This is a genomic window from Microvirga arvi, assembly GCF_016892765.1.
Taxonomy (GTDB): Bacteria; Pseudomonadota; Alphaproteobacteria; order Rhizobiales; family Beijerinckiaceae; genus Microvirga; species Microvirga arvi.
Genome location: NZ_JAFEMD010000001.1, coordinates 38,304 through 62,658, shown reverse-complemented (window position 1 = coordinate 62,658; position 24,355 = coordinate 38,304). Strand labels below are relative to the sequence as shown.

The window sequence follows — 24,355 nt, the reverse complement described above, 5'->3', positions numbered from 1 at the left end:
GTTAGGATCTTCTTCGCGGAAGAATTCGAAACACTATCGCGTTTCGTATGGCCGCGCTAACATCGGGCCTCTGCGGGAGGTTTGTTGGATGGTTACGCGCGTTTCCACGGTTGCGTTCGAGGGAATCGAAGCGCGTGCTGTCGATGTGCAGGTGCAGATTTCCGCCGGCGCGGTAGCGTTCACCATCGTGGGCCTGCCCGACAAGGCCGTGGCGGAGTCCCGCGAGCGGGTTCGCTCCGCCCTCATCGCCTCCGGCCTTGCTCTGCCGGCCAAGCGGATCACGGTCAATCTCGCGCCGGCCGACCTGCCGAAGGAGGGCAGCCACTACGACCTGCCCATCGCATTGTGTGTCATGGGAGCCATCGGCGCCATTCCGGCGGATGCATTGGCCGGCTTCACGGTGCTGGGCGAGCTGGCGCTCGACGGATCGATCACCACAGTCGCAGGCGTCCTTCCCGCGGCCATGGCGGCCTACGAGCGCGAGCACGGGCTGATCTGCCCCGAGGCATGCGGTTCGGAAGCCGCCTGGGCCGGCAGCGACATCGAGATCTTGGCGCCGCGCTCCCTGATCCAGCTCGCGAATCACTTCAAGGGCACGCAGGTGCTGGCGCGGCCCGAGCCTGCCATCATGCCCGCCTCCGCCATGCTGGCCGACCTCAAGGACATCAAGGGGCAGGAAAGCGCCAAGCGGACCCTGGAGATCGCGGCAGCCGGCGCGCATAACCTGCTGATGAACGGCCCTCCGGGAACCGGCAAGTCCATGCTGGCCCAGCGTCTCCCCTCCATCCTGCCGCCGCTCTCGCCGCGGGAGCTGCTCGAGGTTTCGATGATCCAGTCGGTGGCCGGCCTCCTGGCGGATGGCGCCCTGTCCAGCCGCCGCCCGTTCCGGGCACCGCATCATTCGGCCTCCATGGCAGCGCTCGTGGGCGGCGGCCTCAACGCCCGGCCCGGCGAGGCCTCGCTCGCCCATCATGGCGTGCTCTTTCTCGACGAGCTGCCGGAGTTCCAGCCGCAGGTGCTGGATTCCTTGAGACAGCCGCTGGAAGCGGGCGAGATCCTGATCGCCCGGGCCAACCACCGCGTCACCTATCCTGCACGCTTCCAGCTCGTCGCCGCCATGAATCCATGCCGCTGCGGGCAGGCCACCGAGCCCGGCTATGTCTGCCGCCGCCAGCCGAACGAGCGCTGCATCGCGCAGTATCAGGCTCGCCTTTCGGGACCGCTCCTCGACCGCATCGATCTTTCCATCGACGTTCCGGCGGTGACCGCAGCCGACCTGATCCTGCCGGCTCCGGCCGAGGGCTCGGCGCAAGTCGCGGCCCGGGTGGCACAGGCGCGGGAGCGGCAGGCGAAACGCTATGCGGCCCTGAAGCTCGACGGCATCACCACCAATGCCGCCTGCCCTCCGGCGCTGCTGGAGGAGGTGTCGCAGCCCGATCCGGAAGGCCTGTCCCTCATCCGCGATGCGGCCAATGCCATGCGCCTCTCCGCCCGCGGCTTCCACCGGGTGCTGAAGGTCGGCCGGACGCTGGCCGATCTCGACGGCGAGGAGCGGGTCCGCCGCATCCACGTGGCCGAGGCCCTCTCCTATCGTGCCCATGCGGACCGGCGGCCGGCCGCGGCTTGACCGGGGTTGGGGATCCTTTCGCGCAAGCTTGCTGCAGCTTCGACCGGCCTGACATTGTCCCACCGGCCCATTCATGATTTCTGTCACAAAACAGTTCGGAACGGGTTTTATGTCCATGGCGAAAGCCAGCTGGTGCCAACCCTAGCCCGGCTTTGGAGACAGGAGCGTTTGAGGCAGCGATGCGTATTTCTCCCTTGATCGAGGCGGCGCCTCCTTCCGCTTCGATGGGTTCTCGCCCCGACGGCCTGAGCAAGCTCATTCCTCGCACCGACAGGATCGTCCGCGATCACAGTGAGCTCGATCCCGTGCTCGGCCGGATCGGTTCCCTCGAAGTGCGCTTGGCCACTACCGCCAAGGAGATCCGGCGTGCCCAACGGCTGCGTTTCAAGGTCTTCTACGGGGAAATGTCGGCGGCCCCCAGAGGCGCGGCTCTGATCTCGCGCCGCGACGTCGATGCCTACGACGCCATCTGCGACCATCTCCTCGTGCTTGACCATGACGTGAAGCGAAAGCCCTTCCGGCCCGCCAAGCCGAAGGTGGTGGGCACCTACCGCCTGCTGCGCCAGGACTTGGCCGAGCGCCATGGCGGGTTCTACACCCGGGGCGAATACGATATCGCGCCCCTGCTGAAGGCTCATCCCAACTTGCGCTTCCTTGAGCTCGGCCGCTCCTGCGTGCTCAAGCCCTACCGCAACAAGCGCACGGTCGAGCTTTTGTGGCACGGGATCTGGACCTATGTGCTCCATCACCGCATCGACGTGATGATGGGCTGCGCCAGCCTGGAAGGCACGGATCCGCGCGAGCTGGCGCTTCCCTTGAGCTTCCTGCACCATTACGCCGCCGCGCCGGCCGAGTGGCAGGCCCGCGCCCTGCCGGGACGCTTCACGGCCATGGATCTGCTGCCCAAGGCGGCTGTCGATCCGAAGGCCGCCCTCCGCGCTCTGCCGCCCCTGATCAAGGGCTACCTGCGCCTCGGCGCCACCTTCGGCACGGGAGCGGTGATCGACCGTCAGTTCGGCACCACGGATGTGCTGGTCGTCCTGCCCGTCTCGGCGATCAACCCGCGCTACATCGACCATTTCGGTCCGGCCGCAAACCGCCACGCCGCCTGAGCTGGTCAGGCTACGGCCTCGACTCGTGCCGCCATCGCCCGGTGCCATTCCTCGCGCACATCCGGATCGATTTCCTGATCCAGCCGCTCGGCAGCATGACGCACTATTGCGTCGGGCAGCAGCAAGCGCCCGAGCGCCCAGACCGCCATGGCACGCACCAGCGGCGAGGCATCATCGAGCAGATGCTCTGCCTCTTGGGCAAGGCTCGCGTCGCCCGAGTTGCCGATCGCGATGAGCACATTGCGGATGAACCGCTCTCGTCCGGTGCGCTTGACAGGGGTGCCGGCAAAGCGGGCGCGGAAGCTCGGGTCGTCGAGGCGGGCGAGATCCGCCAGCGGCAGAGCGGCGAGGTCCTCCCGCTGCATGAGACGCGCCTCGCGCCCAGCCTGAGCGAACTTGTTCCAGGGGCAGACCGCCAGGCAGTCGTCGCAGCCGAAGATGCGGCTGCCGATGCCGGGGCGCAGCTCTTCCGGAATGTGCCCCTTGTGCTCGATGGTGAGATACGAGATGCAGCGGCGCGCATCGAGCTGATAGGGCGCGGGAAAAGCGTTCGTCGGGCAGATGTCGAGGCAGCGGCGGCAGGAGCCGCAATGATCGTGCTCCGGTTCGTCGGCGGGCAGCTCCGCCGTGGTGAAGATGGCGCCAAGAAAAAGCCAGTTGCCGAAGTCGCGCGACACGATGACCGTGTGCTTGCCCTGCCAGCCGAGGCCGGCCGCCTCCGCCAGCGGCTTTTCCATGACCGGGGCCGTGTCGACGAAGACCTTCACGTCGGAGGAGGCTTTGGAGGCGAGGAAGCCTGCGGCCTCCTTCAGCTTGCCCTTGATCACGTCATGGTAGTCGCGGTTGCGGGCATAGACCGAGATGTAACCGCGATCCTTCTGCGCGAGTTCCGCGAGAGGGTTGTCGGTCGGACCGTAATTGAGCCCGAGCAGGATGAGGCTGCGCACTTCCGGCCAGAGGGTGCGGGGATCGGCGCGGCGCTCCGCTGTATCCGCCATCCATTCCATCGAGCCGTGGTGGCCGGCATCCAGCCAGGCCTTGAGCCGTTCCGGCGCGAGCGGGATCGCACCCGGCCGGGCGATGCGGATCGTGTCGAAGCCGAGCGCCTTGGCGCGCTCGATGAAGGCCCGCTTGAGCGCGTGGTCTAGAAATCCAGGTTGTCGTAGTGGTCCGCCGGCGCCATGCCCGGCACCCGGTCCGCCAGGAGCGCGCGAAAGGACGGCCGGGACTTGATCCTGGCGTACCAAAGCTTCGCTGTCTCGTCCTCGTTCCATGGCACGTCGCCGAGATAATCCACCACCGACAGATGGGCCGCCGCCGCCAGATCCGCATAGGTCATCTGGTCGCCGGCCAGCCAATTCCGCTTGGAAATCAGAAAACCGATATATTTGAGATGATATCGCACATTGGTCTGGGCGGCGCGAATCGCGCCCATGTCCGGCGGACCGCCCCCCAGATCGCTGGGCATGAACCGCTTATAGATCTTTTCTGTGGCAAGGTAGTCAGACACCTCGCCGTGAAACTTCATCAGGAACCAGTCGAGCAGGCGGCGGACCTCGACCCGCTGCGCCAGATCCCTCGGCAGGAAGCGCCGGTCCCGCAGATCCTCGCCCCGGGTCTCGTCCATATATTCGGCAACGCCCATGGGACCGGGCACCGCGAGACCGTTGTCGTCGAGGAACAGCGGCAGATTACCGGCCGGATTGATTTCGAGATACGGGACGCGGCGGTCCCACGGCTTCTCCTCGACCACATCCGGCTCAAGGCCGAGCTCTGCGAAAATGAGACGCGCGAACCGCGACTGCGGGCAAAAGGGATAAGAATGCAGGGTGGCCATGAATCTATGAGAGAGCGAAACAGGCGGCGAGAATAAGGCCGTGCTTCGTTAAGGGTTGGTAAGGAATAATGGTGAATCTCATGCTCCCTGCGCAAAAGGATAACGCCGGCAGCGCAAACCTTGCTTGACAGACTTAGGATCGCTCCCGCATCTGGCGCCGTCTTCAGGATTTTCAACGATGTCGCAAATCATCGAGGCGCTCCTTCTCGGCCTCATCGAAGGGTTGACGGAGTTTCTTCCCGTCTCCTCCACGGGCCATCTGCTCCTCGTGGGCCACTTCCTCGGCTTCGAGTCGACCGGCAAGACCTTCGAGGTCCTGATCCAGCTCGGCGCGATCCTGGCGATCCTCTCGCTCTACTTCAACAAGCTCTGGTCGATCGCAAAGGCCCTGCCGCACGACCCGATGGCGCGCCACTTCGTCATCGGCGTGCTGGTCGCCTTCCTGCCCGCGGCGCTGATCGGCGCGGTTCTGCACGGCTTCATCAAGGAGGTGCTCTTCGATCCCTGGATCGTGTGCGTCACCCTGATTGTCGGCGGCTTCGTGCTGCTCGCCATCGACCGGATACCGCTTGAGGTGACAAAAACCGACGCGACACGGTTTACCCTGTCGATGTACCTCAAGATCGGGCTCATCCAATGCGTGGCGATGATCCCCGGCGTGTCGCGCTCCGGCGCCACAATCGTCGGCGCCATGCTGATGGGCGCGTCAAAACGTGCGGCGGCGGAATTCTCGTTCTTTCTGGCCATGCCCACCATGGCCGGAGCCTTCGTCTATGACCTGCTGAAGAACTACAAGTTCCTCTCCGCCAACGACGCCGCGATCATCGTCGCAGGATTCCTCTCCGCTTTCATCGCCGCGCTGCTCGTGGTGAAGCTGCTGCTCGACTACGTCTCCCGCCACGGCTTCACGCCCTTCGCCTATTGGCGCATCCTCGTCGGGGCCGCAGGTCTCGCGGGCCTGATCGTCTACGGCTGATCCATGCCCCCGCGCGACGAAGCCCTTGCGGTCGTCATCTCCATCGCCATCGCATTGCTGGTTGTAACATTCGCCATCATTGCAGGAGCAGGCCTGGAGCCTCAGGCTCCGGCGCAGGGCTCGGCTCCGGGCCCGTCCTGCGCCGAATGGACCGACGGCTGCGTCGTCTGCCGCCGCGTTCCGGAAGGACTGGCCTGCTCGACGCCGGGCATCGCCTGCACCCCCAGCGCACCCCGATGCCTCAGGCCCGCGGGAGTTCCGATTTAAGGAATCGTCTTGTCCGGATAGCGGCACAGGTCGTTGACCGGGCAGCGCCAGCATTCGGGCTTGCGCGCCTTGCAGATGTAGCGGCCGTGCAGGATGAGCCAGTGATGGGCATGGAGCCGGTACTCGTCCGGGATCAGCTGTTCGAGCGCGATTTGCGTGTCGAGCGGCGTCTTGGTGATCGCGAGCGGCAGGCGGTTGGTGACGCGGTAGATATGCGTGTCGACTGCAACCCTCGGATCGCCGAAGGCGATGTTGACCACGACGCTTGCGGTCTTGCGGCCGACCCCCGGCAGGGTCTCCAGAATCGCGACGGAATTGGGCACCTCGCCGCCGAACTCCTCCACGAGGCGCCTGGCCATGGCGATGACGTTCTTCGCCTTGGTGTTGAAGAAGTTGAGCGTCCTGATGTGCTGGCGCAGGCCCTCTTCCCCGAGGTCGAGCATCCTCTCGGGCGTGTCGGCAACGGCGAACAGGGCGCGGGTCGCCTTGTTGACGCCCACGTCGGTCGCCTGGGCCGAGAGCGTCACGGCGACCAGCAGCGTGTAGGGGTTCGTGTAATCGAGCTCGCCTTTGGGTTCGGGATTGGCCGCGTGCAGGCGCCGGAAGATCTCGACCATGGTCGCCCGGTCGACCCGCTTCGGCATGCGGGCCCGCACGGCCCTGCCCACGGCTTTCGCCGGGATGGCAGGCTTGGGTTTCGGCTTCGAAATGCGGCGGGAGGGCTGCTTCAGATCGGACATTTCTGCGTTATAACTGGGCTATGGCAGGCAGCAAGGCGACATTTGACGGCATGGACCGGTTCGAACAGCCGGTGTTCTCGGCCGTCATCCGCCCGCACCGCTCCCTGAGCCCCCAAGGGTTCAAGGTCGTGATGGTGCTGGTCTGCATCACCTCCCTGGTGGCGAGCGTGCCCTTCATCGTCATGGGCTTCTGGCCCGTGGCCGGCTTCTTCGGGCTCGACTTCCTCGGCCTCTACATCGCATTCCGCGTCAGCTACCGGCAGGGCGATGCCTTCGAACTCGTCGAGTTGACCCCGATCCGGCTTCTGTTCCGAAAAGTCAGCCCGAAGGGCGAGGTGAAGGACTGGCAGTTCAACCCGCTCTGGACCCGCCTCGACCGGGAGGTCGACGACGAATACGGCATGCAGCAACTGGCGCTCACCTCCCGCAACGAGCACGTGGTCATCGCCCGCGACCTCTCCCCGCCGGAGCGGGAGACCCTGGCCGAGGCGCTGGGCCGCGCCCTGGCGGACGTGAAGCGGGGCTATTGAGACGAAGCCAGCGCCTTGGGGCCCGCAGCGTTGCGCTGCGAGCCTGATGGGTGATCGAGGGTGGCGCGACGGGCAGCCCGGCTCGATGATGGATGGTGTGAGATGGAAGAGCCGAGATGCCTCTTCGCGCACGGTTTCTTTAGGCGGACAGGCGGTGCCAGCCCGGTGACCGTTTAAGGCGGGGTCCGTCTGCTCGACGGGGGCCTTGAACCGATTCCGACCACCGGCACACAGCCTGGGCCTCTCGCCAGACTGCGTGCGAGGCAAGCCTGCGAGACCGTGTCTGCTCCCGCACTGCGACGCCTCGCGAGCGCGCCCCTCGACAGGACCAGATCTAAGACAACGATATAGCCGAGCTTAGGAACCTTGTCAAGAACAAAATGAGAACACGTGCGCCTGCCCTCTCCCCTGTGCGGGAGAGGGTGGCCCTCGCGTCAGCGAGGGTCGGGAGAGGGGCCGTCAGACGTCACGCACAGCCCCTCTCCCGGCTCACTTTCGTTCGCCACCCTCCCCGCAGAGGGGGGAGGGGAAAGCCGCGCTCTGTCCTGCAGCGAACCCCGACTCGCCTTCGGAGCCCGGAATGACAGTGAGGGTGTCATTCCCGGAAGGAAGCGTAGCGGGAATCGGCGTCCCAATAGCGGACCATAGCGAAGCGGTGAAGGCCGTGAACAATCTGAACGACTTGCACGACAACAAGCTAACATAGGTTAAGAAATCTTGATGATATGTCGGCTTCCCGACTGACGATACGTCACTAGTCCAGTATAAGTCTGCAATATTATAAATAAATAAACACTATCCGGGGCCAGATCGCAGTCGATGAACTGTCACGCATTCGCGGAATGCTGACGGGAAACGCCTATCCTGAGTGCTCCGATGAAAACTAGGAAATACGCACCCAAGCCTTCGTCCAGCCGCCTTATCCGTCGGCTGGAGCGTGAGCTTCAGGACATTGAAGCAGAACTCGCACGCCGAGAGAAAGACAGGAGCCTGGGTCTGGCGACGCAGGATCACTTTCTCCTCTGGAGGCGGCCGAATCTTTTCGCTCTCTGGTCGGCAGATCTTCAGTAGCGGCCGGCGAATGAGCCGTTCTGCCCCAGCTTTCATCTTGGAACTCGTTTATGAATCGACATTCCTTTAGTTCGCCCGTCGTCATCACAATCGAAGCCGCAGACGGGGGGAAGCGGCAGTATCCGATCAAGGATCTCACGAAGGCGCTGGCCGTGATGCGATGGTACGGCATCAGGCAGCTCGCCGAGCTTCGTGCCCGCAGCCCCGGCATCTGGCTTATTGCCGCTGCGGCCCTGGCATGCGCTCATGAGCATCCTGATCACGCCACGATCGAGCATGCTCGGAAGATGTTCGTGTCTCTGGCACAAGCAGCCGGCATTCTCGCCAGCATGTAGCGAAGGCCCAGCATGTAGCGAAGGCATGGAGATGACGGGGGAAGCGCCACAGAAATCGGGTGTCGCTCTCCCACCGGATCGCTAGGATGGTCGCCAATAAGGATCATTCCCATGCTCGATACCTTGCGCGACATCACCATCGAACCGGCAGCCTTCACCGTGCCGGACGAGCCCCATTCCGACTACGAGCGGGTGCGCCGGATCATCGCGTTCATCTCCGAGCGCTGGCGCGAGCAGCCCTCGCTCGAGACCATCGCCGACCATGTGGGGCTCTCCACCACCCATGTGCACCATCTCTTCCGGCGCTGGTCGGGATTGAGCCCCAAGGCTTTCCTGCAGGCGATCACCCTCGACAACGCCAAGGCGCTGCTGGCGGATTCGGCCAGCGTGCTCGACGCCACCTACGAGCTCGGCCTCTCGGGACCGGCCCGGCTGCACGACCTGTTCGTGACCCACGAGGCCATGACGCCGGGCGACTACAAGACGGGCGGCTCGGGGCTGACCATGCGCTTCGGCTTCCACCCCTCCCCCTTCGGCGAGGCGATCCTGATCGCCACCGAAAGAGGCCTCGCAGGCCTCGGCTTCGTGGACGACGGCGACCGGAAGGCGGCGCTCGCCGACATGACCCGGCGCTGGCCGAAGGCGCAATACGTGGAGGATGAGGCCGCCACGGCTCCGCTGGCGAAGCGCATCTTCAACCCGTCGCAATGGCAGGCGGAGCAGCCCCTGCGGGTGGTCCTCATCGGAACCGATTTCGAGGTCCGGGTCTGGCAGACCCTGCTGCGCATCCCCAGAGACCGGGCTACCACCTATTCCGACATCGCCCGTCATATCGGCAAGCCCGCCGCAGCCCGGGCGGTCGGCGCGGCGGTCGGCAAGAACCCGATCTCCTTCGTGGTCCCCTGCCACCGGGTGCTCGGCCGCTCCGGCGCGCTCACCGGCTATCATTGGGGGCTCACCCGCAAGCAGGCCATCCTCGGGTGGGAGGCCGGGCGGGGCTTGAACGGAAGCGAAGCGTAGAGATCTCGCTCGCCACAGGCGAGACCGATCAACTCGCTAACTTAGAGATTGGACTTGCCTGTGCTATCCTCTCCTCCGAGAGCATGCTCTCGGAGGAGAGGAGGCTGCCATGGGCGCACCGATCCAGAGGCTCTGGCACCACATCGCGCATTGGCCGCTCTTCAACGTCCTTGGCGGGCACGACCCCGCTTCCAAGACGCCGGCACCGGACGCCCTGGACGATGTCCCGGTGACGTTCAAGGACAACGACGGCGACTGCGAGCCGACGGCCGGGCAGATCGAGGCCATGGAGCGAGAGCGCGCAGAACGGTTCAAGCGCGACCAGCTCCTGCCGATCATGGGCTGGTCGACCGGCGTGCCGGGCTGAATGGGGCAAGGCCTGAACCGGCGCGTGAGAGGCGTCTCCAAGGCCAGACGGGCCGTGCATCGGGAGATGGCAGGCTGGATCGGCCGGGATGACCCGAAAACAATCGCCCGCCTACTCAATGACTGAATTCTCAAGCTTGGCTCACGTTTTCTGATGGAACGGCGGGCAAATTGCCCTATCCTCGGAATCTTCGGCCCTCATTCGGTAGAAATTTCCGATGCCTCGCTATTTCTTCGACACCTACGATGGGAGCCGCTTCGTCCCCGACCCCGAGGGGATCGACCTGGACAGCCTCGACATGGCGAAAGCCGAGGCCCAGAGGGCGCTGCCCGATCTGGCAAGGGATGCCATTCCCAGCAACGATCAGAACACCTTCATCGTCAGCGTCAGGGACGAGGCCGGGCAGGTGGTCCTGCGGGCGGCCCTCACCCTGATCATCGAGATCGTCCCCGAGAGCCAACCCGCCTGAAGGCCGCAGATCCGGCCTCGCCGCCCTTATTGCAGGAATGCAACAGGGCCCGGCTGCGATGAATTGAGCCAATCTAGCCGTCACGATCGTCTTGCAGCGCTCAAAACCCCTTCTTATATCAGCGCCAGAACAGGGCTCGGCTCGGCGTGAGACGGTCCTGTCCTTTCGTCATCAACATTAAGCCATGGGCCGGGCTGCTTTTAGGGCCCGGCGGTCTGCTTGAAAGTGAGGGATCCCGCCATGGGTAAGGTCATTGGTATCGACCTCGGCACCACCAATTCCTGCGTCGCTGTCATGGAAGGCACGACGCCCAAAGTCATCGAAAACGCGGAAGGCGCCCGGACGACCCCGTCCATCGTGGCCTTCACGGACGAAGGCGAGCGCCTCGTCGGCCAGCCGGCCAAGCGCCAGGCGGTCACGAACCCGTCGCGCACCTTCTTCGCCATCAAGCGCCTGATCGGCCGCACCTTCGACGACCCCATGACCAAGAAGGACATGGGCCTCGTCCCCTATCACATCGTGAAGGGCGGCAACAACGACGCCTGGGTCGAGGCCGACGGCAAGACCATGTCGCCCTCGCAGATCTCCGCCTTCACCCTTCAGAAGATGAAGGAGACGGCCGAGTCCTATCTCGGGCAGCCGGTCACCCAGGCCGTGATCACGGTTCCGGCCTATTTCAACGACGCCCAGCGTCAGGCCACCAAGGACGCCGGCAAGATCGCCGGTCTTGAGGTCCTGCGCATCATCAACGAGCCCACCGCTGCGGCCCTGGCCTATGGCCTGGACAAGAAGCAGACCGGCATGATCGCGGTCTATGATCTGGGCGGCGGCACCTTCGACGTGTCCGTGCTCGAGATCGGCGACGGTGTGTTCGAGGTGAAGTCCACGAACGGCGACACCTTCCTCGGCGGCGAGGACTTCGACATGCGCCTCGTCGAGTACCTGGCGGCCGAGTTCAAGAAGGAGCAGGGCATCGACCTGACCAAGGACAAGCTCGCCCTGCAGCGCCTGAAGGAAGCGGCCGAGAAGGCCAAGATCGAGCTGTCCTCCGCGTCTCAGACCGAGATCAACCTGCCCTACATCACGGCGGACGCCTCCGGCCCGAAGCACCTCGCCCTCAAGCTCTCGCGCGCCAAGTTCGAGCAGCTCGTGGACGACCTCGTGCAGAAGACCATCGAGCCCTGCCGCAAGGCGCTCAAGGACGCCGGCATCTCGCCGGGCGACATCGACGAGGTGGTTCTCGTCGGCGGCATGACCCGCATGCCGAAGATCCAGGAAGTCGTCAAAAACTTCTTCGGCAAGGAGCCCCACAAGGGCGTCAACCCGGATGAGGTCGTGGCCATCGGCGCGGCCATCCAGGCCGGCGTGCTCCAGGGCGACGTGAAGGACGTTCTGCTCCTCGACGTGACCCCGCTCTCGCTCGGCATCGAGACGCTGGGCGGCGTGTTCACCCGTCTGATCGACCGCAACACGACGATCCCGACGAAGAAGAGCCAGGTGTTCTCCACCGCGGAAGACAACCAGAATGCGGTCACCATCCGCGTCTTCCAGGGCGAGCGCGAAATGGCGGCGGACAACAAGCTGCTCGGCCAGTTCGACCTCGTGGGCATTCCGCCCGCACCCCGCGGCGTGCCGCAGATCGAGGTGACCTTCGACATCGACGCGAACGGCATCGTGAACGTCACGGCGAAGGACAAGGCTACGGCCAAGGAGCACCAGATCCGCATCCAGGCCTCCGGCGGTCTGTCGGATGCCGACATCGACAAGATGGTCAAGGACGCCGAGGCTCACGCCGAGGAAGACAAGAAGCGCCGCGAGCTCGTCGAGGCGAGGAACCAGGGCGAGAGCCTGATCCACGCCACAGAGAAGTCCGTGGCCGAGTACGGCGACAAGGTGTCCGAGTCCGACAGGCAGGGCATCACGACCGCCATCGACGCCCTGCGTCAGGCGCTTGCCGGCGAGGACTCCGAGGTCATCAAGGCCCGCACCACGGACCTGATGCAGGCGTCCATGAAGCTCGGCGAGGCCATGTATGCGGCTCAGGCCGGCGCTGCGGAAGGCGGCGAGCAGCAGCCTGAAGGCGAGGCTGCCCAGAAGGACGACGTCATCGACGCCGACTTCCAGGAAGTCGACGAAGGCGACAAGAAGAAGCGCGCTTAAAAGCCATGAGCGCACATTGAGGAAAATCGGCACCCGGCTTCATGTCCGGGTGCCGTTTTCATGAATGGGCTTGAATCAAAAATGACCGATCAACCGACCGCTTTTCGCGATGTTCCGGCAAGGGCTTTCGGAGCCTTTCCCTGTGCAGCGCATGCATGGCGGCCAACGAGCATGACGGAGCGGCCGACCGCTCCGAGGGGCGCCTGACATGTCCAAGCGCGATTACTACGAGGTTCTCGGCGTCGTGAAGACGGCCAGCGAAGCGGAGATGAAATCCGCCTTCCGCAAGCTCGCGATGCAGTATCATCCGGACCGCAACCCCGGCGATCACGAGGCCGAGGTCAAGTTCAAGGAAATCAACGAGGCCTACCAAACCCTCTCCGACGGGCAGAAGCGCGCGGCCTACGACCGTTACGGCCATGCGGCCTTCGCCAATGGCGGCGGTGGCGCCGGCGCCGGCTTCAACGGCGATTTCTCCGACTTCATGTCGGACATCTTCGAGAACTTCTTCGGCGATGCCACCGGACGGGGCGGCGGACGCGGGCGCGGCACAGGCGGACGCGAGCGCGGCGCCGACATGCGCTACAACCTCGAGATCACCCTCGACGAGGCTTTCCACGGCAAGAATGCCGAGCTGAAGATCCCGACCTCCGTGACCTGCGAGGCCTGCTCGGGGAGCGGCGCGAAGCCGGGCTCCAAGCCCAAGGCCTGCCCCACCTGCGGCGGCGCCGGCCGGGTGCGGGCGACGCAAGGCTTCTTCTCCATCGAGCGCACCTGCCCGAACTGCCATGGGCGCGGCGAGGTCATCGACGATCCTTGTGCCTCCTGCGGCGGCGCCGGCCGGGTTACCCGCGAGCGCACTCTCTCCGTGAACATTCCGGCCGGTGTCGAGGACGGCACGCGCATCCGCCTTGCCGGCGAGGGCGAGGCGGGCCTGCGCGGCGGGCCTGCGGGCGATCTCTACATCTTCCTGTCCCTGAAACCGCACCCGTTCTTCCAGCGCGACGGCGCGGACCTGTTCTGCCGCGTGCCGATCTCCATGGTGACGGCGGCGCTGGGGGGCGAGTTCAGCGTGCCGACGCTCGGGGGCTCCGAGACGCTCGTGAAGGTGCCCGAGGGCACCCAGACCGGCAAGCAGTTCCGCCTGCGCGGCAAGGGCATGCCGGTGCTGCGCTCGCGCGATGTGGGCGACCTCTACATTCAGGTTGTTGTGGAAACTCCGCAGAAGCTCACCAAGCGCCAGCGCGAGCTCCTGATGGAGTTCGACCAGGAGTGCTCCAAGGAAAATCACCCGGAGAGCTCGGGCTTTTTCTCGCGATTCCGCGAGTTTCTGGATGGGTTGGGCGGATCAACTTAACTTGACGGTCGTTTTCATTGGGTTCTAAACAAACACGGCGATCCGCCAGTTGAGGGGTTCTCTGCCAGTGCTTCAGTCGTTTCAACGGCCAACGGCCCGGAAGTTCCCTCTCAAGAAAGATCGTTTCCAGGACGAGGCGCGCTTCCTGCGCTCCTGGCTCGAACGACCGCTCGTCATGGGGGCGGTCACCCCGTCCGGCAAGATCCTGGCCAGAACCATGGCGGCCTATGTGGATCCGCGCATTCCCGGGCCTGTCGTCGAGCTCGGCCCCGGCACCGGCCCGGTGACCGATGCCCTGATCCGGCGCGGCGTGGCGCAGGACCGGCTGGTCCTCATCGAATACAACCCCGAATTCTGCCAGCTGCTGAAGCGCCGCTTCCCCAAGGCGACGATCATCCAGGGCGATGCCTACGATCTCAAGGAGACGCTCTCCGGTATCCTCGAGGAGCCGGCAGCGGCCACCGTGTCGAGCCTGCCGCTCTTCACCAAGCCCATGGACCAGCGCCTGGAGCTTCTCGAGGTCGCGCAGGAGCTGATGCACCCCAACGGGCCCTTCATCCAGTTCACCTATGCGGTGGTGCCGCCGATCCCGGCGCGCTCGCAAGCCTACAGGGCCAGAGCCTCCAACCGGATCTGGCGCAACCTGCCCCCGGCCCGCGTGTGGGTCTACAACAGGGTCCATCATCCATGAGCGCCGCGATGTCTCTTCCGACGAACCCCATCCCCGCAGGAGACATCCGCGACAAGCTCATCATCGGACTCGACGTCGCCAGCGTCGAGGAGGCGCGCGCCCTCGTCGGGCGCATCGGCGAGGCCGGCACCTTCTACAAGATCGGCTATCAGCTGGCCTATGCCGGCGGCTTCGACTTCGCCCGCGAGCTGATCGGACAGTGCAAGAAGGTCTTTCTCGATCTCAAGCTCCACGACATCGGCAACACGGTGGAGGAAGGCGTGCGCTCGGTGGCAAAGCTCGGCGCCACGTTCCTCACGGTCCACGCCTACCCGCAGACCATGCGCGCGGCGATGGCCGGCAAGGCGGGCACGGACCTGAAGATCCTCGCCGTGACCGTGCTCACGTCTTACGACGACAACGACCTCGTCGAGGCGGGCTACGCGTCCATATCGGCTGCGGAGCTTGTCGCCCGCCGCGCGGGGCAGGCCCGCGATCTCGGCGTCGACGGCATCGTCTGCGCCGCGACGGAGGCCGAGCGCGTGCGATCCATCGTCGGTCCCGATTGCCTCATCGTCACCCCCGGCATCCGCCCGGCCGGAACGGACGCGGGCGACCAGAAGCGCATCGTCACGCCGACGGAGGGCATCCGCCTCGGCGCCAACCACCTCGTGGTCGCCCGCCCCATCGTGAAGGCAGCCGATCCGCGCGCCGCGGCGGAAGCGATCGTGCGCGAAATCGCCCAATCGGCGGCTTGACGACCAGATCCTGACGCTCGGACCTTGCCGCCTTCCGCTGCCACATCCCATAACGAAGAGGAGCGCCTGATGCCCAAAGGCTATGTCATTGCCCGCGTCACCGTCACGAATCCCGAGGCTTACGCCGAGTACGCCAAGGGCGCGACGGAGGCGATCCGCCAGTATGGCGGCCGCCCCTTGGTGCGCGGCGGCGCCTACGAGGCGCTCGAGGGCGAGGCGCGCGCCCGCAACGTGGTGATCGAATTCGACTCGGTGGAGCAGGCCAGGACCTATTATCATTCGCCGGAATATCAGGCGGCCAAGGCCAAGCGCGAGGGCGCCTGCATCGCCGAGTTCGTTCTGGTGGAAGGAGCGTAAGCGATGAAAGGCTACTGGATCGGCCGCGTCGATGTCTCGAATCCCGACGCCTACCAGAACTACGTGAAGGCCAATGCCGTGCCTTTCGCCAAGTACGGCGCCCGCTTCCTGGTGCGCGGCGGCACTTACCGGGTCGCCGAGGGCGAGGCTCGGTCGCGCAACGTGGTGATCGAATTCCCCTCCTACGAGGCCGCCTTGGCGTGCTGGGATTCGCCGGAATACCAGGCCGCGAAGGCCGAGCGCGACGGCCATGCGGTGGCCGACATCATCATCATCGAAGCCTATGAGGGCCCGCAGCCGGGGTGAAGTGCGCCACTCGCCCTCTCCCCTCAGTGGGGGAGGGTGGCCCTCGCGTGAGCGAGGGTCGGGAGAGGGGCCGCGCTCAATCGAAGAACGCCCCCTCTTCCGGCTCACTTCGTTCGCCACCCTCCCCCGCAAAGGGGGGAGGGTTAAGGCAACCTCCACGCTTCTCAGCCATCCCCCAAGCCGCTATACCCTGACCCCGTGACAACAGGAGAATGGTCATGAGCGAGATGCGACTTGTCGTGGTGGGTGCCGCCGGACGCATGGGGCGCATGCTCATCAAAACCGTGGCCGAAACCGAGGGCTGCACCCTCGTCGGCGCCATCGAGCGGGAAGGCTCGCCTGCTCTCGGGCACGATGCCGGGCTGCTGGCCGGTATCGGGCTTCTCGACGTGGACGTGACCGACGATCCCCTGCCCGTCTTCGCCCAGGCCGACGGCGTTCTCGACTTCACGGCGCCTGCCGGAACTGTCGCGTTCGCGGCGCTCGCGGCCCAGGCGCGCATCGTCCATGTGATCGGCACCACCGGCTTGGCAGAAGCCGACTTCACCAAGCTGGAGGCGGCTGCGCGTCATGCGCGCATCGTCCAGTCCGGCAACATGTCGCTCGGCGTCAACCTGCTCGCCGGCCTCGTGCGCAAGGTCGCGGCGACGCTGGGTGAAGACTTCGACATTGAGATCCTCGAGATGCACCACCGCATGAAGGTGGACGCGCCCTCCGGCACGGCCCTGCTTCTCGGCGAGGCCGCGGCGGAAGGACGGAAGGTATCCCTCAAGGATCGCTCCGTGCGCAGCCGCGACGGACATACCGGCGCACGCAATGCGGGCGATATCGGTTTCGCGACCCTTCGGGGCGGCACGGTCGTCGGCGAGCATTCGGTGATCTTCGCCGGAGCCGGCGAGCGCCTGGAGCTGTCGCACCGGGCCGAGGATCGCAGCATCTTCGCCCGCGGCGCCGTGAGGGCCGCGCTCTGGGGATTCGACAAGAAGCCTGGGCTTTACACCATGGCCCATGTCCTTGGCCTCGATCAGCTCTAAAACCCGCTTACATCGCACCGACATCGGAGACGCTACGATATGGATCGCCTTCTTGTGCTTGCCCGCCACGGCCAGAGCGAGTGGAACCTCAAGAACCTGTTCACCGGCTGGAAGGATCCGGGCCTAACCGATCTCGGCATCGAGGAGGCGCGCAACGCGGGCCGTCGCCTGAAGGAGATGGGGGTGCAGTTCGACGTCGCCTTCACATCCGATCTGTCGCGCGCCCAGCGCACCTGCAAGCTGATCCTGGAAGAGATCAGCCAGCCGGATCTCAAGACCATTGCGAACCTCGCCCTGAACGAGCGCGATTACGGCGATCTGGCAGGCCTCAACAAGGACGATGCCCGCGCCCGCTGGGGCGAGGAGCAGGTTCATCTCTGGCGTCGCTCCTACGACGTGCCCCCGCCCGGCGGCGAGAGCCTGAAGGACACGGTGGCCCGCGTGCTGCCCTACTACATCCGCGAGATCCTGCCCCGCGTCATGCGCGGCGAGCGCGTGCTGGTGGCCGCCCACGGCAATTCCCTGCGCGCCCTCGTGATGGTGCTCGACGGCCTCACCTCCGAGACGATCCCGAGCCTCGAGCTCGCGACGGGCATCCCGCTCGTCTACAAGCTCAACGAGGACACGACGGTGGCCAGCAAAGAGGTGCTGGAGGGGTAAGGGAGGTTTCAATCTCGTTCCCCACACGTCATGGCCGGGCTTGTCCCGGCCATCCACGTTTTTAGAGCTGTTTCCACTGACGTGGAATCATCTCTCTTCTTTGGCTCGCCGCATATTTTGACGGCGAACCGGATCCACTTCGCCGAAATATGCTCTAGAACCACAGCGTTGGAAAAAGACGTGGATCCCCGGAACAAGTCCGGGGATGACGCAAGCCGTGGCATCTTTCAGAATCGTACCATGTCCCCCATCACCCTCAGCCCCGGCCTCGTCTACTACCCCGACTATCTCGACCGCCCCGCGCAGGAGCGCCTGCTCCAATCGCTGCGCGAGATCACGATGCAAGCTCCTCTCTTCACGCCGCGCATGCCGCGCACGGGCAAGCCGTTCTCGGTGCGCATGACCAATTGCGGGCGGCTGGGCTGGGTGTCGGACGTCGACGGCTACCGCTACCAGCCCACCCATCCCGAGACCGGCAAGCCCTGGCCGGCCATGCCGGAACAGGTCCTGCGCGCCTGGGAGGAATTGAGCTTCTACCCGCATCCGCCCGATGCCTGCCTGATCAACTTCTACGAACAGAGCGCCCGCATGGGGATGCATCAGGACAAGGACGAGAAGGAGTTCGAGGCGCCCGTGGTCTCCCTGTCGCTGGGCGACACGGCGCTGTTCCGCTATGGCGGCCTGGAGCGCAGGGATCCGACGAAATCGATCAGGCTCCGATCCGGTGACGCGATCGTGTTCGGCGGTCCTGCGCGGCTGATCTATCATGGCATCGACCGGCTGAATGCGGGTAGCTCGGACCTGCTGCCGCAGGGCGGGCGGCTCAATCTCACCTTGCGCAAGGTTGATAAGGCGCTTTAGCGTCGACGGGACAGATCACCTGCAAGCACCTCTGGAGGGGCGCATCCATGAAAGCTTTCGCAGCCGCTGCCTTAGGCCTCATCCTGTCGGCCCAGGCCGCCTTCGCGGCCGAGCCCGTCTTTCCGCCAGCCTCCCGGATCGGCATCGTTCCGCCTGCGGACATGATGGTCTCGCGGCGGTTCAGTGGTTTCGAGAACGAGGAGAAGGCCGCCGCCATCAATTTCGTGGAGATGCCGGCCGCCGCCTATGAGCAGCTGCTCAAGGGCTTCACGAAGGATGCCCTGAAGCGCCAGGGTCTGGACGAGACCTCCCGCGAGACACTGACCCTGGGCGCCAAGACCGGCGTGCTGATCGGCGGCACCATGGCTGGCCCCGTGCAGGGCCGCAAATGGGTGATGGCGGTCAAGGGCGAGGACATGGCGGGCCTCATCATCGCCCAGGTTCGCGGCGGGGAAGACGGCTACAGCGAAGCGCAGATGCGCGAGGCTCTGAAGACGGTCGCCCTCCGCGGCCCGGTTTCCCTCGAGGAGCAGATCTCCGCCCTGCCCTTCCGGCTCGGGGACAAGGCGGGTTTCCGCCCGGTCCGGGTCATGTCGGGCAATTCGGTCCTGTTCACGGACGGACCCAAGGACATGATCAAGGCGGTGGAGCAGCCGATCGTCATTGTGGCCTCGTCCCTCAATGCCGCGCCCCCTGCCGGCGACCAGCGCAACCAGTTCGCCCGCGCCGCGCTCAACTCGAACCAGATCCTCAAGGACATCAAGATCGAGCGCTCGGAGGCCTTCCGCTTCAAGGGGCAGGACTGGCACGAGATCGTCGCCAAGGCGGTGGAGGCGGAATCGGGCCAGCCGGTCATCGTCATGCAGACCATCCGCTTCGAGCCGAACCGCTACGTGCGCATGGTCGGCCTGACCCGGGCCGAACAGCGGGACGACAACCTGCGGCGGTTCCGGGGCCTGATCGACGGTGTCGAGATGAATCCCTGACGGGGTTTCCCGCCTGCCGCCGTTGCCGGACGGCGGGCCGGCATCCGCTTCCCGGGTGAAAGATCCTCGATCGAATGCTGTAGTCGTGCAGGGTCTCCCTCACCAGAGGCAGCGTCCTGACTTTACGCCCCCCTCCCCGCAAGGGGGAGGGCACAGGCGTAGAGCTTGGCCTCTTATGAAGACGCGGATGGGTTATCCGCCGTCTCGGCACCGTTACCGTTGGCGGCAGCCTTCGGGCCACCCTTGGACACGCCGACCAGGGCCGGGCGCAGGACGCGGTCGCCGATGACATAACCGGACTGGACCACCTGTAGGACCGTGCCGCTCGGCACCTCCGGATTGGGGATCTCGAACATGGCCTGGTGTAGGTTCGGATCGAACTTCTGGCCCTGCGGATCGAGCTTCTTGACCCCGTGGCGCTCGAGGGTCTTGAGCAGGTCGCGCTCGGTGAGGTCGATGCCGTCGAGGAGGCCTCTGAAGGCGCCCTCGGCGGTCTTGCTCGCCTCCTCCGGCACGCTCTCGATGGCGCGGCGCACGTTGTCGGCCACATTGAGCATGTCGCGGGCGAAGTTCGTCACCGCATAGGTTCGGGCATCCGTGATTTCGCGGGCAGTGCGGCGCCGCAAGTTCTCCATATCGGCCATCAGGCGCAGGAGCTTGTCCTTCAGATCCGCCTTCTCGGCCTCGAGAACGGCGATCGGGTCGGCCTCTGGCGCAGACGAGGCCTGGTTGACGGTGTCCTGATTGACAGCGTCGTGGGCGGGCTCGGTCTGCGGGGCCGCGTTCTGGTTTTCCGTGTCGTTCGGATTCATGATCGATCAGCTAAAGGTGGATAAGGAGAAGGGTTCGGGGCACATATCAGGTCCCCGACGCCACAAATCAAGCGCTGCGCCGCTGGAGAGACTCGGTTTCCTCCGTCTTGAAGACGTCCAGCAGGGCCCGGCGGATGGTGGCCTGGCGGCCCGCATGGGTGATCTTCGTGCCCGTCAGGTCCGTCACGTAGAACACGTCCACGGCCTTCTCGCCGAAGGTGACGATATGGGCCGAGGCGATGTTGAGGTTGAGCTTCCCGAGGGCAGTGGTCAGGTCGTAGAGCAGGCCCGGTCGGTCCAGGCCCGAGACCTCGATCACCGTCTGGCGGTTCGACAGGGAATTGTCGATCGTCACCTCGGGCGGCACGTGGAAGGCCTTGGAACGCTCCTTCGCCGGGCGCTTGCCGTCCACGAGGTCGGCGATCTTCACCTCCCCTTTCAGCGCCCGCTCGATGGCCTTGGCGACCCGCTCGGCACGGCGCAGCTCGTCCTCATCCCGGTCGAAGGCACGGGAGAGGACGATGGTGTCGAGCGCCATGCCGTCCGTGGTGGTGAAGATCTGCGCATCGACAATGTTGCCGCCCGCCGCAGCACAGGCCCCGGTGATGATGGCGAGCAGGCGCGGGTGGTCCGGCGAAAGGACCGTGAACTCCGTCACGTCGCGGAACTGGTCCGTCTCGTAGGCGGTGGTGACCGTACGCCCGGCCCGGTCGGATTGCTGCAGGAAGCGCGCCTGCTTCGCGCGCCGGGTCTCGTCGGTCTTGAGCCAGTACGCCGGCGTATGGCGCGCGGCATAGGCCTCGAATTCCGCGTCCGGCCAGTCGGGCAGCTCGGCGCGCAGCTGCTCCTGCACCATGCGCACCCGCTCGGAGCGGGCGAGGTCCACCGCGCCGCCGCCGAGAAAAACCTCCGTTTCCTGGTAGAGGTTGCGCAGGAGCTGGCCCTTCCAGCCGGTCCAGGTGCCCGGACCCACGGCCTTGATGTCGGCGATGGTGAGCACGAGCAGGAGCTTCAGGCGCTCCATGGTCTGCACCACCTCCGCAAAGCTCTTGATGGTGGCAGGATCCGAGAGATCGCGGCTCTGCGCGGTGTTCGACATCAGAAGATGATGCTCGACGAGCCAGGATACCGTGTCGGTCTCCGCATCGGTGAGGCCGAAACGGGGTCCGAGCTTGCGGGCGATCGCGGCGCCTGCGGTCGAGTGATCCTCGGGCCGTCCCTTGGCGATGTCGTGCAGGAAGACGGCCACGTAGAGCGCACGGCGGTTGCGGATGGTCGGAAAGATCTGGTTGGCGAGCGGATGCTCGTCGCCGAGATGGCCGGCTTCGATCTCGGTGAGCACGCCGACCGAGCGGATGAGGTGCTCGTCCACCGTATAGTGGTGATACATATTGAACTGCATCATCGCTACGATGCGTCCGAAATCCGGAACGAAGCGGCCGAGCACGCCGGCCTCGTTCATATGACGCAGCACGATCTCGGGCGCATTCTTCGACGTGATGATCTCGAGAAAGAGCTTGTTGGCTTCCGGATCGTTGCGCAGGCTCGGCGCGATCAGCTTGAGCGAGCGTGTCGCCAGACGCTTTGCATCGGGATGGACCGCAAGGTTGTGCCGGTCGGCGAGCCAGAACAGGCGGATCAGGTTGACGGGATCGTGCTCGAATACGTCCTCGTTCTCGACGTTGAGACGGTTGTTGTCGATGACGAAGCCGTCACCCACCAGGGCGCCGCCGCGCTGGCGACGGAAGCGGCCGAACATCCGGTCCAGCATGGGGCGCCGCTTCGTCTGACGCGCTTCGAGCTCCGCACAGACGATGGCGGTCAGATCGCCGACATCCTTGGCGATGAGGAAATACGCCTTCATGAAGCGCTCGACCGCCGACAACCCGCCACGGGGTGCAACGCCTATGCGCTCGGCGATGGTCCGCTGCAGGTCGAAGGTCAGCCGCTCCTCGGCTCGGCCGGTGGCGAAATGCATGTGGCAGCGCACCCGCCACAGGAACTCCTCGCAGCGCGCGAACAGGTTGAATTCCTCCTGCGTGAAGAGGCCTGCCGTCACCAGCTCCTTGGGCTCCTTCACCCGGTAGACGTATTTGGCGATCCAGAAGAGCGTGTTGAGGTCGCGCAGGCCTCCCTTGCCGTCCTTCACGTTGGGCTCGACAAGATAGCGCGAGGCGCCGGCCTTGGCGACGCGTGCGTCGCGCTCCTTCAGCTTGGCATCGACGAAGGCCGGCGCCGAGGTCGCGACGACTTCCTTGTCGAAGCGTTTCTCCAGATCCTCGAAGAGATCCCGGTCGCCGAAGAGGAAGCGGGCTTCGAGGAGCGAGGTGCGGATCGTCATGTCCGCATGGGCCTCGCGCAGGCACTCCTCCACCGAGCGGGTCGCATGCCCGACTTTCAGCTTCAGGTCCCACAGCATGTAGAGCATCGCTTCGACGACGCTCTCGCTCCAGGCGGTCTGCTTGTAGGGCAGCAGGAACAGGAGATCGACGTCTGAGCCCGGCGCCAGGGTCCCGCGCCCGTAGCCGCCGGTCGCCGCCACGGCGAGGCGCTCGCCGGCGGACGGATTGGCCGCGGGGTAGAGGTGCCGGGCCACGGCATCGTGGACGATGCGCACCACCTGGTCCATCTGCTCGCAGAGATAGCGGGCGCAGGCGAGGCCGTTCTGGCTCTCCAGAAGATTTGCCTCCGCCTCGGCCCGTCCCTCGTCGAGAAAAGTCTTCAGCGCAGGAACGAGCCTGGCGCGCAGGTCCGCCGCATCCCGGATCGTTTGGCTGCCGAGGCTTTTCAGGAGGCTCTGGGGGCTGTGGGCTGGCATGGAACAACCGTATACGAGGAGCCGCCTGCCTTACCACCTCATAGAGGCTTCGCCCACGGGCGGACTGGCATTATCCGGCAGAACGAATACTATGTTCTTTATAAGAGATATTGTTTGACATAACAAACAAACCTTCCTAAAAAACGGACACGCGCCGATTTGAGCATGCAGATTGCGGGCGCGAAACAAGTGCAGCTAAAGCGCCGGGCGCCTCCAACGATGCTCCCATGCGCCAAACATGGGAATGACACGATGAGCCTGACCCGCCGCCTTCTCCTCGCCGCTTCGCTTGCGACCGGCCTCGCCTCCTTCACCGGTGCCGCCGTGGCCCAGGTGAAGGAAATCCGCATTGACTTCGCCACCTACAACCCGGTGAGCCTGCTCCTGAAGGAGAAGGGCTTCCTGGAGAAGGAACTGGCGAAGGACAATATCGGCGTCCGCTGGGTGCAGTCGCTCGGCTCCAACAAGGCGCTCGAATTCCTCAATGCCGGCTCGATCGATTTCGGCTCCACCGCCGGCGCCGCCGCGCTGATCGGCAAGATCAACGGCAACCCGATCAAGTCGATCTATGTCTATTCCCGCCCCGAATGGACGGCGCTCGTCACCCGCAAGGATACGGGCATCGCCAAGGTCGAGGACCTGAAGGGCAAGCGCGTGGCCGTGACCCGCGGCACCGATCCGCACATCTTCCTGGTGCGCGCTCTGCAGGAGGCCAAGCTCACCGAGAAGGACGTGAAGCTCGTCCTGCTCCAACATCCGGATGGCCGCACCGCCCTCGAGCGCGGCGACGTGGATGCCTGGGCCGGCCTGGACCCGCTGATGGCCGCAGCCGAAGTGGAAAGCGGTGCCCAGCTCTTCTACCGCAACGCCGGCGCCAACACCTGGGGCGTGCTCAACGTCTCCGAAGCCTTCGCCAAGGAGAGCCCTGCTCTCGTGGAGCGCGTGCTCAAGGCCTATGAGGAAGCCCGCAAATACGCTCTCGCCAATCCGGCCGAGCTGAAGAAGATCCTCGTGACCTACACCAAGCTGTCCGACGCGGTCATCGAGCGCCAGCTCGAGCGCACGGAGCTGACGCACTCGTCCATCGGTCAGGCTCAGGTCGACACCATCCTCGCCGCAGGTCTCGCCCTGCAGCAGGCCGGCGTCATCACCCCTGAGACCAACGTGCGCGCCGCCGTCGATTCCCTGATCGACCGCCGCTTCGCCACCGCGCAGCGCTGATGAG

Annotated in this window: 25 protein-coding genes; 20 read left to right on the top strand and 5 right to left on the bottom strand. The window is 65.2% G+C overall.

All coding sequences use genetic code 11. The annotated features are described in order from the left end of the window. Positions 1-88: 88 nt before the first annotated feature. Together ILT44_RS00345 and olsB are read left to right on the top strand one after the other, a co-directional pair. Positions 89-1,627 (top strand): YifB family Mg chelatase-like AAA ATPase, encoded by a 1,539-nt coding sequence (locus tag ILT44_RS00345; RefSeq protein WP_204237561.1) that lies wholly within the window; start codon positions 89-91, stop codon positions 1,625-1,627. 179 nt (positions 1,628-1,806) lie between these two features. After that, positions 1,807-2,739 (top strand): l-ornithine N(alpha)-acyltransferase, encoded by a 933-nt coding sequence (gene olsB, locus ILT44_RS00340; protein WP_204237560.1) that lies wholly within the window; start codon positions 1,807-1,809, stop codon positions 2,737-2,739. A 5-nt stretch (positions 2,740-2,744) separates the two neighbouring features. On the opposite strand, the gene queG is transcribed toward olsB, so the two are convergent. Then, entirely contained in the window at positions 2,745-3,986 is a 1,242-nt protein-coding gene (gene queG, locus ILT44_RS00335) for a tRNA epoxyqueuosine(34) reductase QueG (protein WP_204237559.1), read from the bottom strand. Then, the gene (locus tag ILT44_RS00330) at positions 3,884-4,576 is read right to left on the bottom strand and encodes a glutathione S-transferase family protein (protein WP_204237558.1); all 693 of its coding nucleotides are present in this window, start codon (positions 4,574-4,576) and stop codon (positions 3,884-3,886) included. Before ILT44_RS00330 ends, queG begins: the two co-directional genes overlap by 103 nt. 178 nt (positions 4,577-4,754) lie before the next feature. Between ILT44_RS00330 and ILT44_RS00325 the strand changes: the two genes are divergently transcribed. Both ILT44_RS00325 and ILT44_RS00320 read left to right on the top strand, forming a co-directional pair. Then, positions 4,755-5,552 (top strand): undecaprenyl-diphosphate phosphatase, encoded by a 798-nt coding sequence (locus ILT44_RS00325; RefSeq protein ID WP_204237557.1) that lies wholly within the window; start codon positions 4,755-4,757, stop codon positions 5,550-5,552. Positions 5,553-5,555: 3 nt separating this feature from the next. Beyond that, positions 5,556-5,819 (top strand): hypothetical protein, encoded by a 264-nt coding sequence (locus tag ILT44_RS00320; protein ID WP_204237556.1) that lies wholly within the window; start codon positions 5,556-5,558, stop codon positions 5,817-5,819. On the opposite strand, the gene nth is transcribed toward ILT44_RS00320, so the two are convergent. After that, on the bottom strand, positions 5,816-6,559 hold the full coding sequence (gene nth / locus ILT44_RS00315; RefSeq protein WP_239467804.1) for an endonuclease III: 744 nt from the start codon (positions 6,557-6,559) through the stop codon (positions 5,816-5,818). The two genes, ILT44_RS00320 and nth, sit on opposite strands and share 4 nt — an antisense overlap. 50 nt (positions 6,560-6,609) lie before the next feature. Between nth and ILT44_RS00310 the strand changes: the two genes are divergently transcribed. From ILT44_RS00310 to ILT44_RS00240, 15 genes are all read left to right on the top strand, one after another. Beyond that, on the top strand, positions 6,610-7,089 hold the full coding sequence (locus ILT44_RS00310; RefSeq protein WP_204237555.1) for a DUF2244 domain-containing protein: 480 nt from the start codon (positions 6,610-6,612) through the stop codon (positions 7,087-7,089). 1,121 nt (positions 7,090-8,210) lie between these two features. Next, positions 8,211-8,495, top strand: a complete 285-nt coding sequence (locus tag ILT44_RS00305; RefSeq protein WP_204237554.1) for a hypothetical protein — start codon at positions 8,211-8,213, stop codon at positions 8,493-8,495. 111 nt (positions 8,496-8,606) lie between these two features. After that, positions 8,607-9,515, top strand: coding sequence for a bifunctional helix-turn-helix domain-containing protein/methylated-DNA--[protein]-cysteine S-methyltransferase (locus ILT44_RS00300; protein ID WP_204237553.1), 909 nt, complete (start codon positions 8,607-8,609; stop codon positions 9,513-9,515). Between the two features lie 109 nt (positions 9,516-9,624). Beyond that, on the top strand, positions 9,625-9,882 hold the full coding sequence (locus ILT44_RS00295; RefSeq protein WP_204237552.1) for a hypothetical protein: 258 nt from the start codon (positions 9,625-9,627) through the stop codon (positions 9,880-9,882). 217 nt (positions 9,883-10,099) lie between these two features. Further along, on the top strand, positions 10,100-10,351 hold the full coding sequence (locus ILT44_RS00290) for a DUF6894 family protein (RefSeq protein WP_204237551.1): 252 nt from the start codon (positions 10,100-10,102) through the stop codon (positions 10,349-10,351). 240 nt (positions 10,352-10,591) lie between these two features. Further along, positions 10,592-12,511 (top strand): molecular chaperone DnaK, encoded by a 1,920-nt coding sequence (dnaK, locus tag ILT44_RS00285; RefSeq protein ID WP_204237550.1) that lies wholly within the window; start codon positions 10,592-10,594, stop codon positions 12,509-12,511. Positions 12,512-12,719: 208 nt separating this feature from the next. After that, positions 12,720-13,868 carry a molecular chaperone DnaJ gene (gene dnaJ, locus ILT44_RS00280; RefSeq protein ID WP_204237549.1) on the top strand — a complete coding sequence of 383 codons (1,149 nt, stop codon included), beginning with the start codon at positions 12,720-12,722 and terminating at the stop codon, positions 13,866-13,868. A gap of 67 nt (positions 13,869-13,935) precedes the next feature. Then, positions 13,936-14,559, top strand: a complete 624-nt coding sequence (locus ILT44_RS00275; protein ID WP_204237548.1) for a class I SAM-dependent methyltransferase — start codon at positions 13,936-13,938, stop codon at positions 14,557-14,559. 8 nt (positions 14,560-14,567) lie between these two features. After that, entirely contained in the window at positions 14,568-15,296 is a 729-nt protein-coding gene (pyrF, locus tag ILT44_RS00270; RefSeq protein WP_204237547.1) for an orotidine-5'-phosphate decarboxylase, read from the top strand. Between the two features lie 69 nt (positions 15,297-15,365). Then, positions 15,366-15,653: a DUF1330 domain-containing protein gene (locus ILT44_RS00265; protein WP_204237546.1), complete on the top strand. Its 288-nt coding sequence runs from the start codon at positions 15,366-15,368 to the stop codon at positions 15,651-15,653. A gap of 3 nt (positions 15,654-15,656) precedes the next feature. Then, positions 15,657-15,959, top strand: coding sequence for a DUF1330 domain-containing protein (locus ILT44_RS00260; protein ID WP_204237545.1), 303 nt, complete (start codon positions 15,657-15,659; stop codon positions 15,957-15,959). Positions 15,960-16,186: 227 nt separating this feature from the next. Continuing rightward, positions 16,187-16,993 carry a 4-hydroxy-tetrahydrodipicolinate reductase gene (dapB, locus tag ILT44_RS00255; protein WP_239467816.1) on the top strand — a complete coding sequence of 269 codons (807 nt, stop codon included), beginning with the start codon at positions 16,187-16,189 and terminating at the stop codon, positions 16,991-16,993. Positions 16,994-17,032: 39 nt separating this feature from the next. After that, complete coding sequence (locus ILT44_RS00250; protein ID WP_204237543.1) at positions 17,033-17,653, top strand: 2,3-bisphosphoglycerate-dependent phosphoglycerate mutase; 621 nt, start codon at positions 17,033-17,035, stop codon at positions 17,651-17,653. Between the two features lie 240 nt (positions 17,654-17,893). After that, positions 17,894-18,514 carry an alpha-ketoglutarate-dependent dioxygenase AlkB family protein gene (locus ILT44_RS00245; RefSeq protein ID WP_204237542.1) on the top strand — a complete coding sequence of 207 codons (621 nt, stop codon included), beginning with the start codon at positions 17,894-17,896 and terminating at the stop codon, positions 18,512-18,514. 47 nt (positions 18,515-18,561) lie between these two features. Next, positions 18,562-19,500: a hypothetical protein gene (locus ILT44_RS00240; RefSeq protein WP_204237541.1), complete on the top strand. Its 939-nt coding sequence runs from the start codon at positions 18,562-18,564 to the stop codon at positions 19,498-19,500. Positions 19,501-19,673: 173 nt separating this feature from the next. Here ILT44_RS00240 and grpE read toward each other — a convergent pair whose 3' ends face one another. Then, entirely contained in the window at positions 19,674-20,312 is a 639-nt protein-coding gene (gene grpE / locus ILT44_RS00235; RefSeq protein ID WP_204237540.1) for a nucleotide exchange factor GrpE, read from the bottom strand. Between the two features lie 67 nt (positions 20,313-20,379). Further along, positions 20,380-23,130: a [protein-PII] uridylyltransferase gene (locus ILT44_RS00230; RefSeq protein ID WP_204237539.1), complete on the bottom strand. Its 2,751-nt coding sequence runs from the start codon at positions 23,128-23,130 to the stop codon at positions 20,380-20,382. 252 nt (positions 23,131-23,382) lie between these two features. On the opposite strand from ILT44_RS00230, the gene ILT44_RS00225 reads away from it, so the two are divergent. Beyond that, complete coding sequence (locus ILT44_RS00225) at positions 23,383-24,351, top strand: aliphatic sulfonate ABC transporter substrate-binding protein (RefSeq protein ID WP_204237538.1); 969 nt, start codon at positions 23,383-23,385, stop codon at positions 24,349-24,351. Positions 24,352-24,355: the final 4 nt, after the last annotated feature.

Bases quoted from the DNA above. Each gene is read 5' to 3' on its own strand.
- ILT44_RS00320 (WP_204237556.1), top strand. From the start codon at position 5,556: ATGCCCCCGCGCGACGAAGCCCTTGCGGTCGTCATCTCCATCGCCATC.
- ILT44_RS00325 (WP_204237557.1), top strand. From the start codon at position 4,755: ATGTCGCAAATCATCGAGGCGCTCCTTCTCGGCCTCATCGAAGGGTTG.
- ILT44_RS00225 (WP_204237538.1), top strand. From the start codon at position 23,383: ATGAGCCTGACCCGCCGCCTTCTCCTCGCCGCTTCGCTTGCGACCGGC.
- dapB (WP_239467816.1), top strand. From the start codon at position 16,187: ATGCGACTTGTCGTGGTGGGTGCCGCCGGACGCATGGGGCGCATGCTC.
- nth (WP_239467804.1), bottom strand. From the start codon at position 6,559: ATGTCCGATCTGAAGCAGCCCTCCCGCCGCATTTCGAAGCCGAAACCC.
- ILT44_RS00245 (WP_204237542.1), top strand. From the start codon at position 17,894: ATGTCCCCCATCACCCTCAGCCCCGGCCTCGTCTACTACCCCGACTAT.
- pyrF (WP_204237547.1), top strand. From the start codon at position 14,568: ATGTCTCTTCCGACGAACCCCATCCCCGCAGGAGACATCCGCGACAAG.
- ILT44_RS00295 (WP_204237552.1), top strand. From the start codon at position 9,625: ATGGGCGCACCGATCCAGAGGCTCTGGCACCACATCGCGCATTGGCCG.
- olsB (WP_204237560.1), top strand. From the start codon at position 1,807: ATGCGTATTTCTCCCTTGATCGAGGCGGCGCCTCCTTCCGCTTCGATG.
- ILT44_RS00260 (WP_204237545.1), top strand. From the start codon at position 15,657: ATGAAAGGCTACTGGATCGGCCGCGTCGATGTCTCGAATCCCGACGCC.
- ILT44_RS00345 (WP_204237561.1), top strand. From the start codon at position 89: ATGGTTACGCGCGTTTCCACGGTTGCGTTCGAGGGAATCGAAGCGCGT.
- ILT44_RS00230 (WP_204237539.1), bottom strand. From the start codon at position 23,130: ATGCCAGCCCACAGCCCCCAGAGCCTCCTGAAAAGCCTCGGCAGCCAA.
- dnaJ (WP_204237549.1), top strand. From the start codon at position 12,720: ATGTCCAAGCGCGATTACTACGAGGTTCTCGGCGTCGTGAAGACGGCC.
- ILT44_RS00290 (WP_204237551.1), top strand. From the start codon at position 10,100: ATGCCTCGCTATTTCTTCGACACCTACGATGGGAGCCGCTTCGTCCCC.
- grpE (WP_204237540.1), bottom strand. From the start codon at position 20,312: ATGAATCCGAACGACACGGAAAACCAGAACGCGGCCCCGCAGACCGAG.
- ILT44_RS00240 (WP_204237541.1), top strand. From the start codon at position 18,562: ATGAAAGCTTTCGCAGCCGCTGCCTTAGGCCTCATCCTGTCGGCCCAG.
- ILT44_RS00250 (WP_204237543.1), top strand. From the start codon at position 17,033: ATGGATCGCCTTCTTGTGCTTGCCCGCCACGGCCAGAGCGAGTGGAAC.
- ILT44_RS00300 (WP_204237553.1), top strand. From the start codon at position 8,607: ATGCTCGATACCTTGCGCGACATCACCATCGAACCGGCAGCCTTCACC.
- dnaK (WP_204237550.1), top strand. From the start codon at position 10,592: ATGGGTAAGGTCATTGGTATCGACCTCGGCACCACCAATTCCTGCGTC.
- ILT44_RS00305 (WP_204237554.1), top strand. From the start codon at position 8,211: ATGAATCGACATTCCTTTAGTTCGCCCGTCGTCATCACAATCGAAGCC.
- ILT44_RS00330 (WP_204237558.1), bottom strand. From the start codon at position 4,576: ATGGCCACCCTGCATTCTTATCCCTTTTGCCCGCAGTCGCGGTTCGCG.
- ILT44_RS00265 (WP_204237546.1), top strand. From the start codon at position 15,366: ATGCCCAAAGGCTATGTCATTGCCCGCGTCACCGTCACGAATCCCGAG.
- ILT44_RS00310 (WP_204237555.1), top strand. From the start codon at position 6,610: ATGGACCGGTTCGAACAGCCGGTGTTCTCGGCCGTCATCCGCCCGCAC.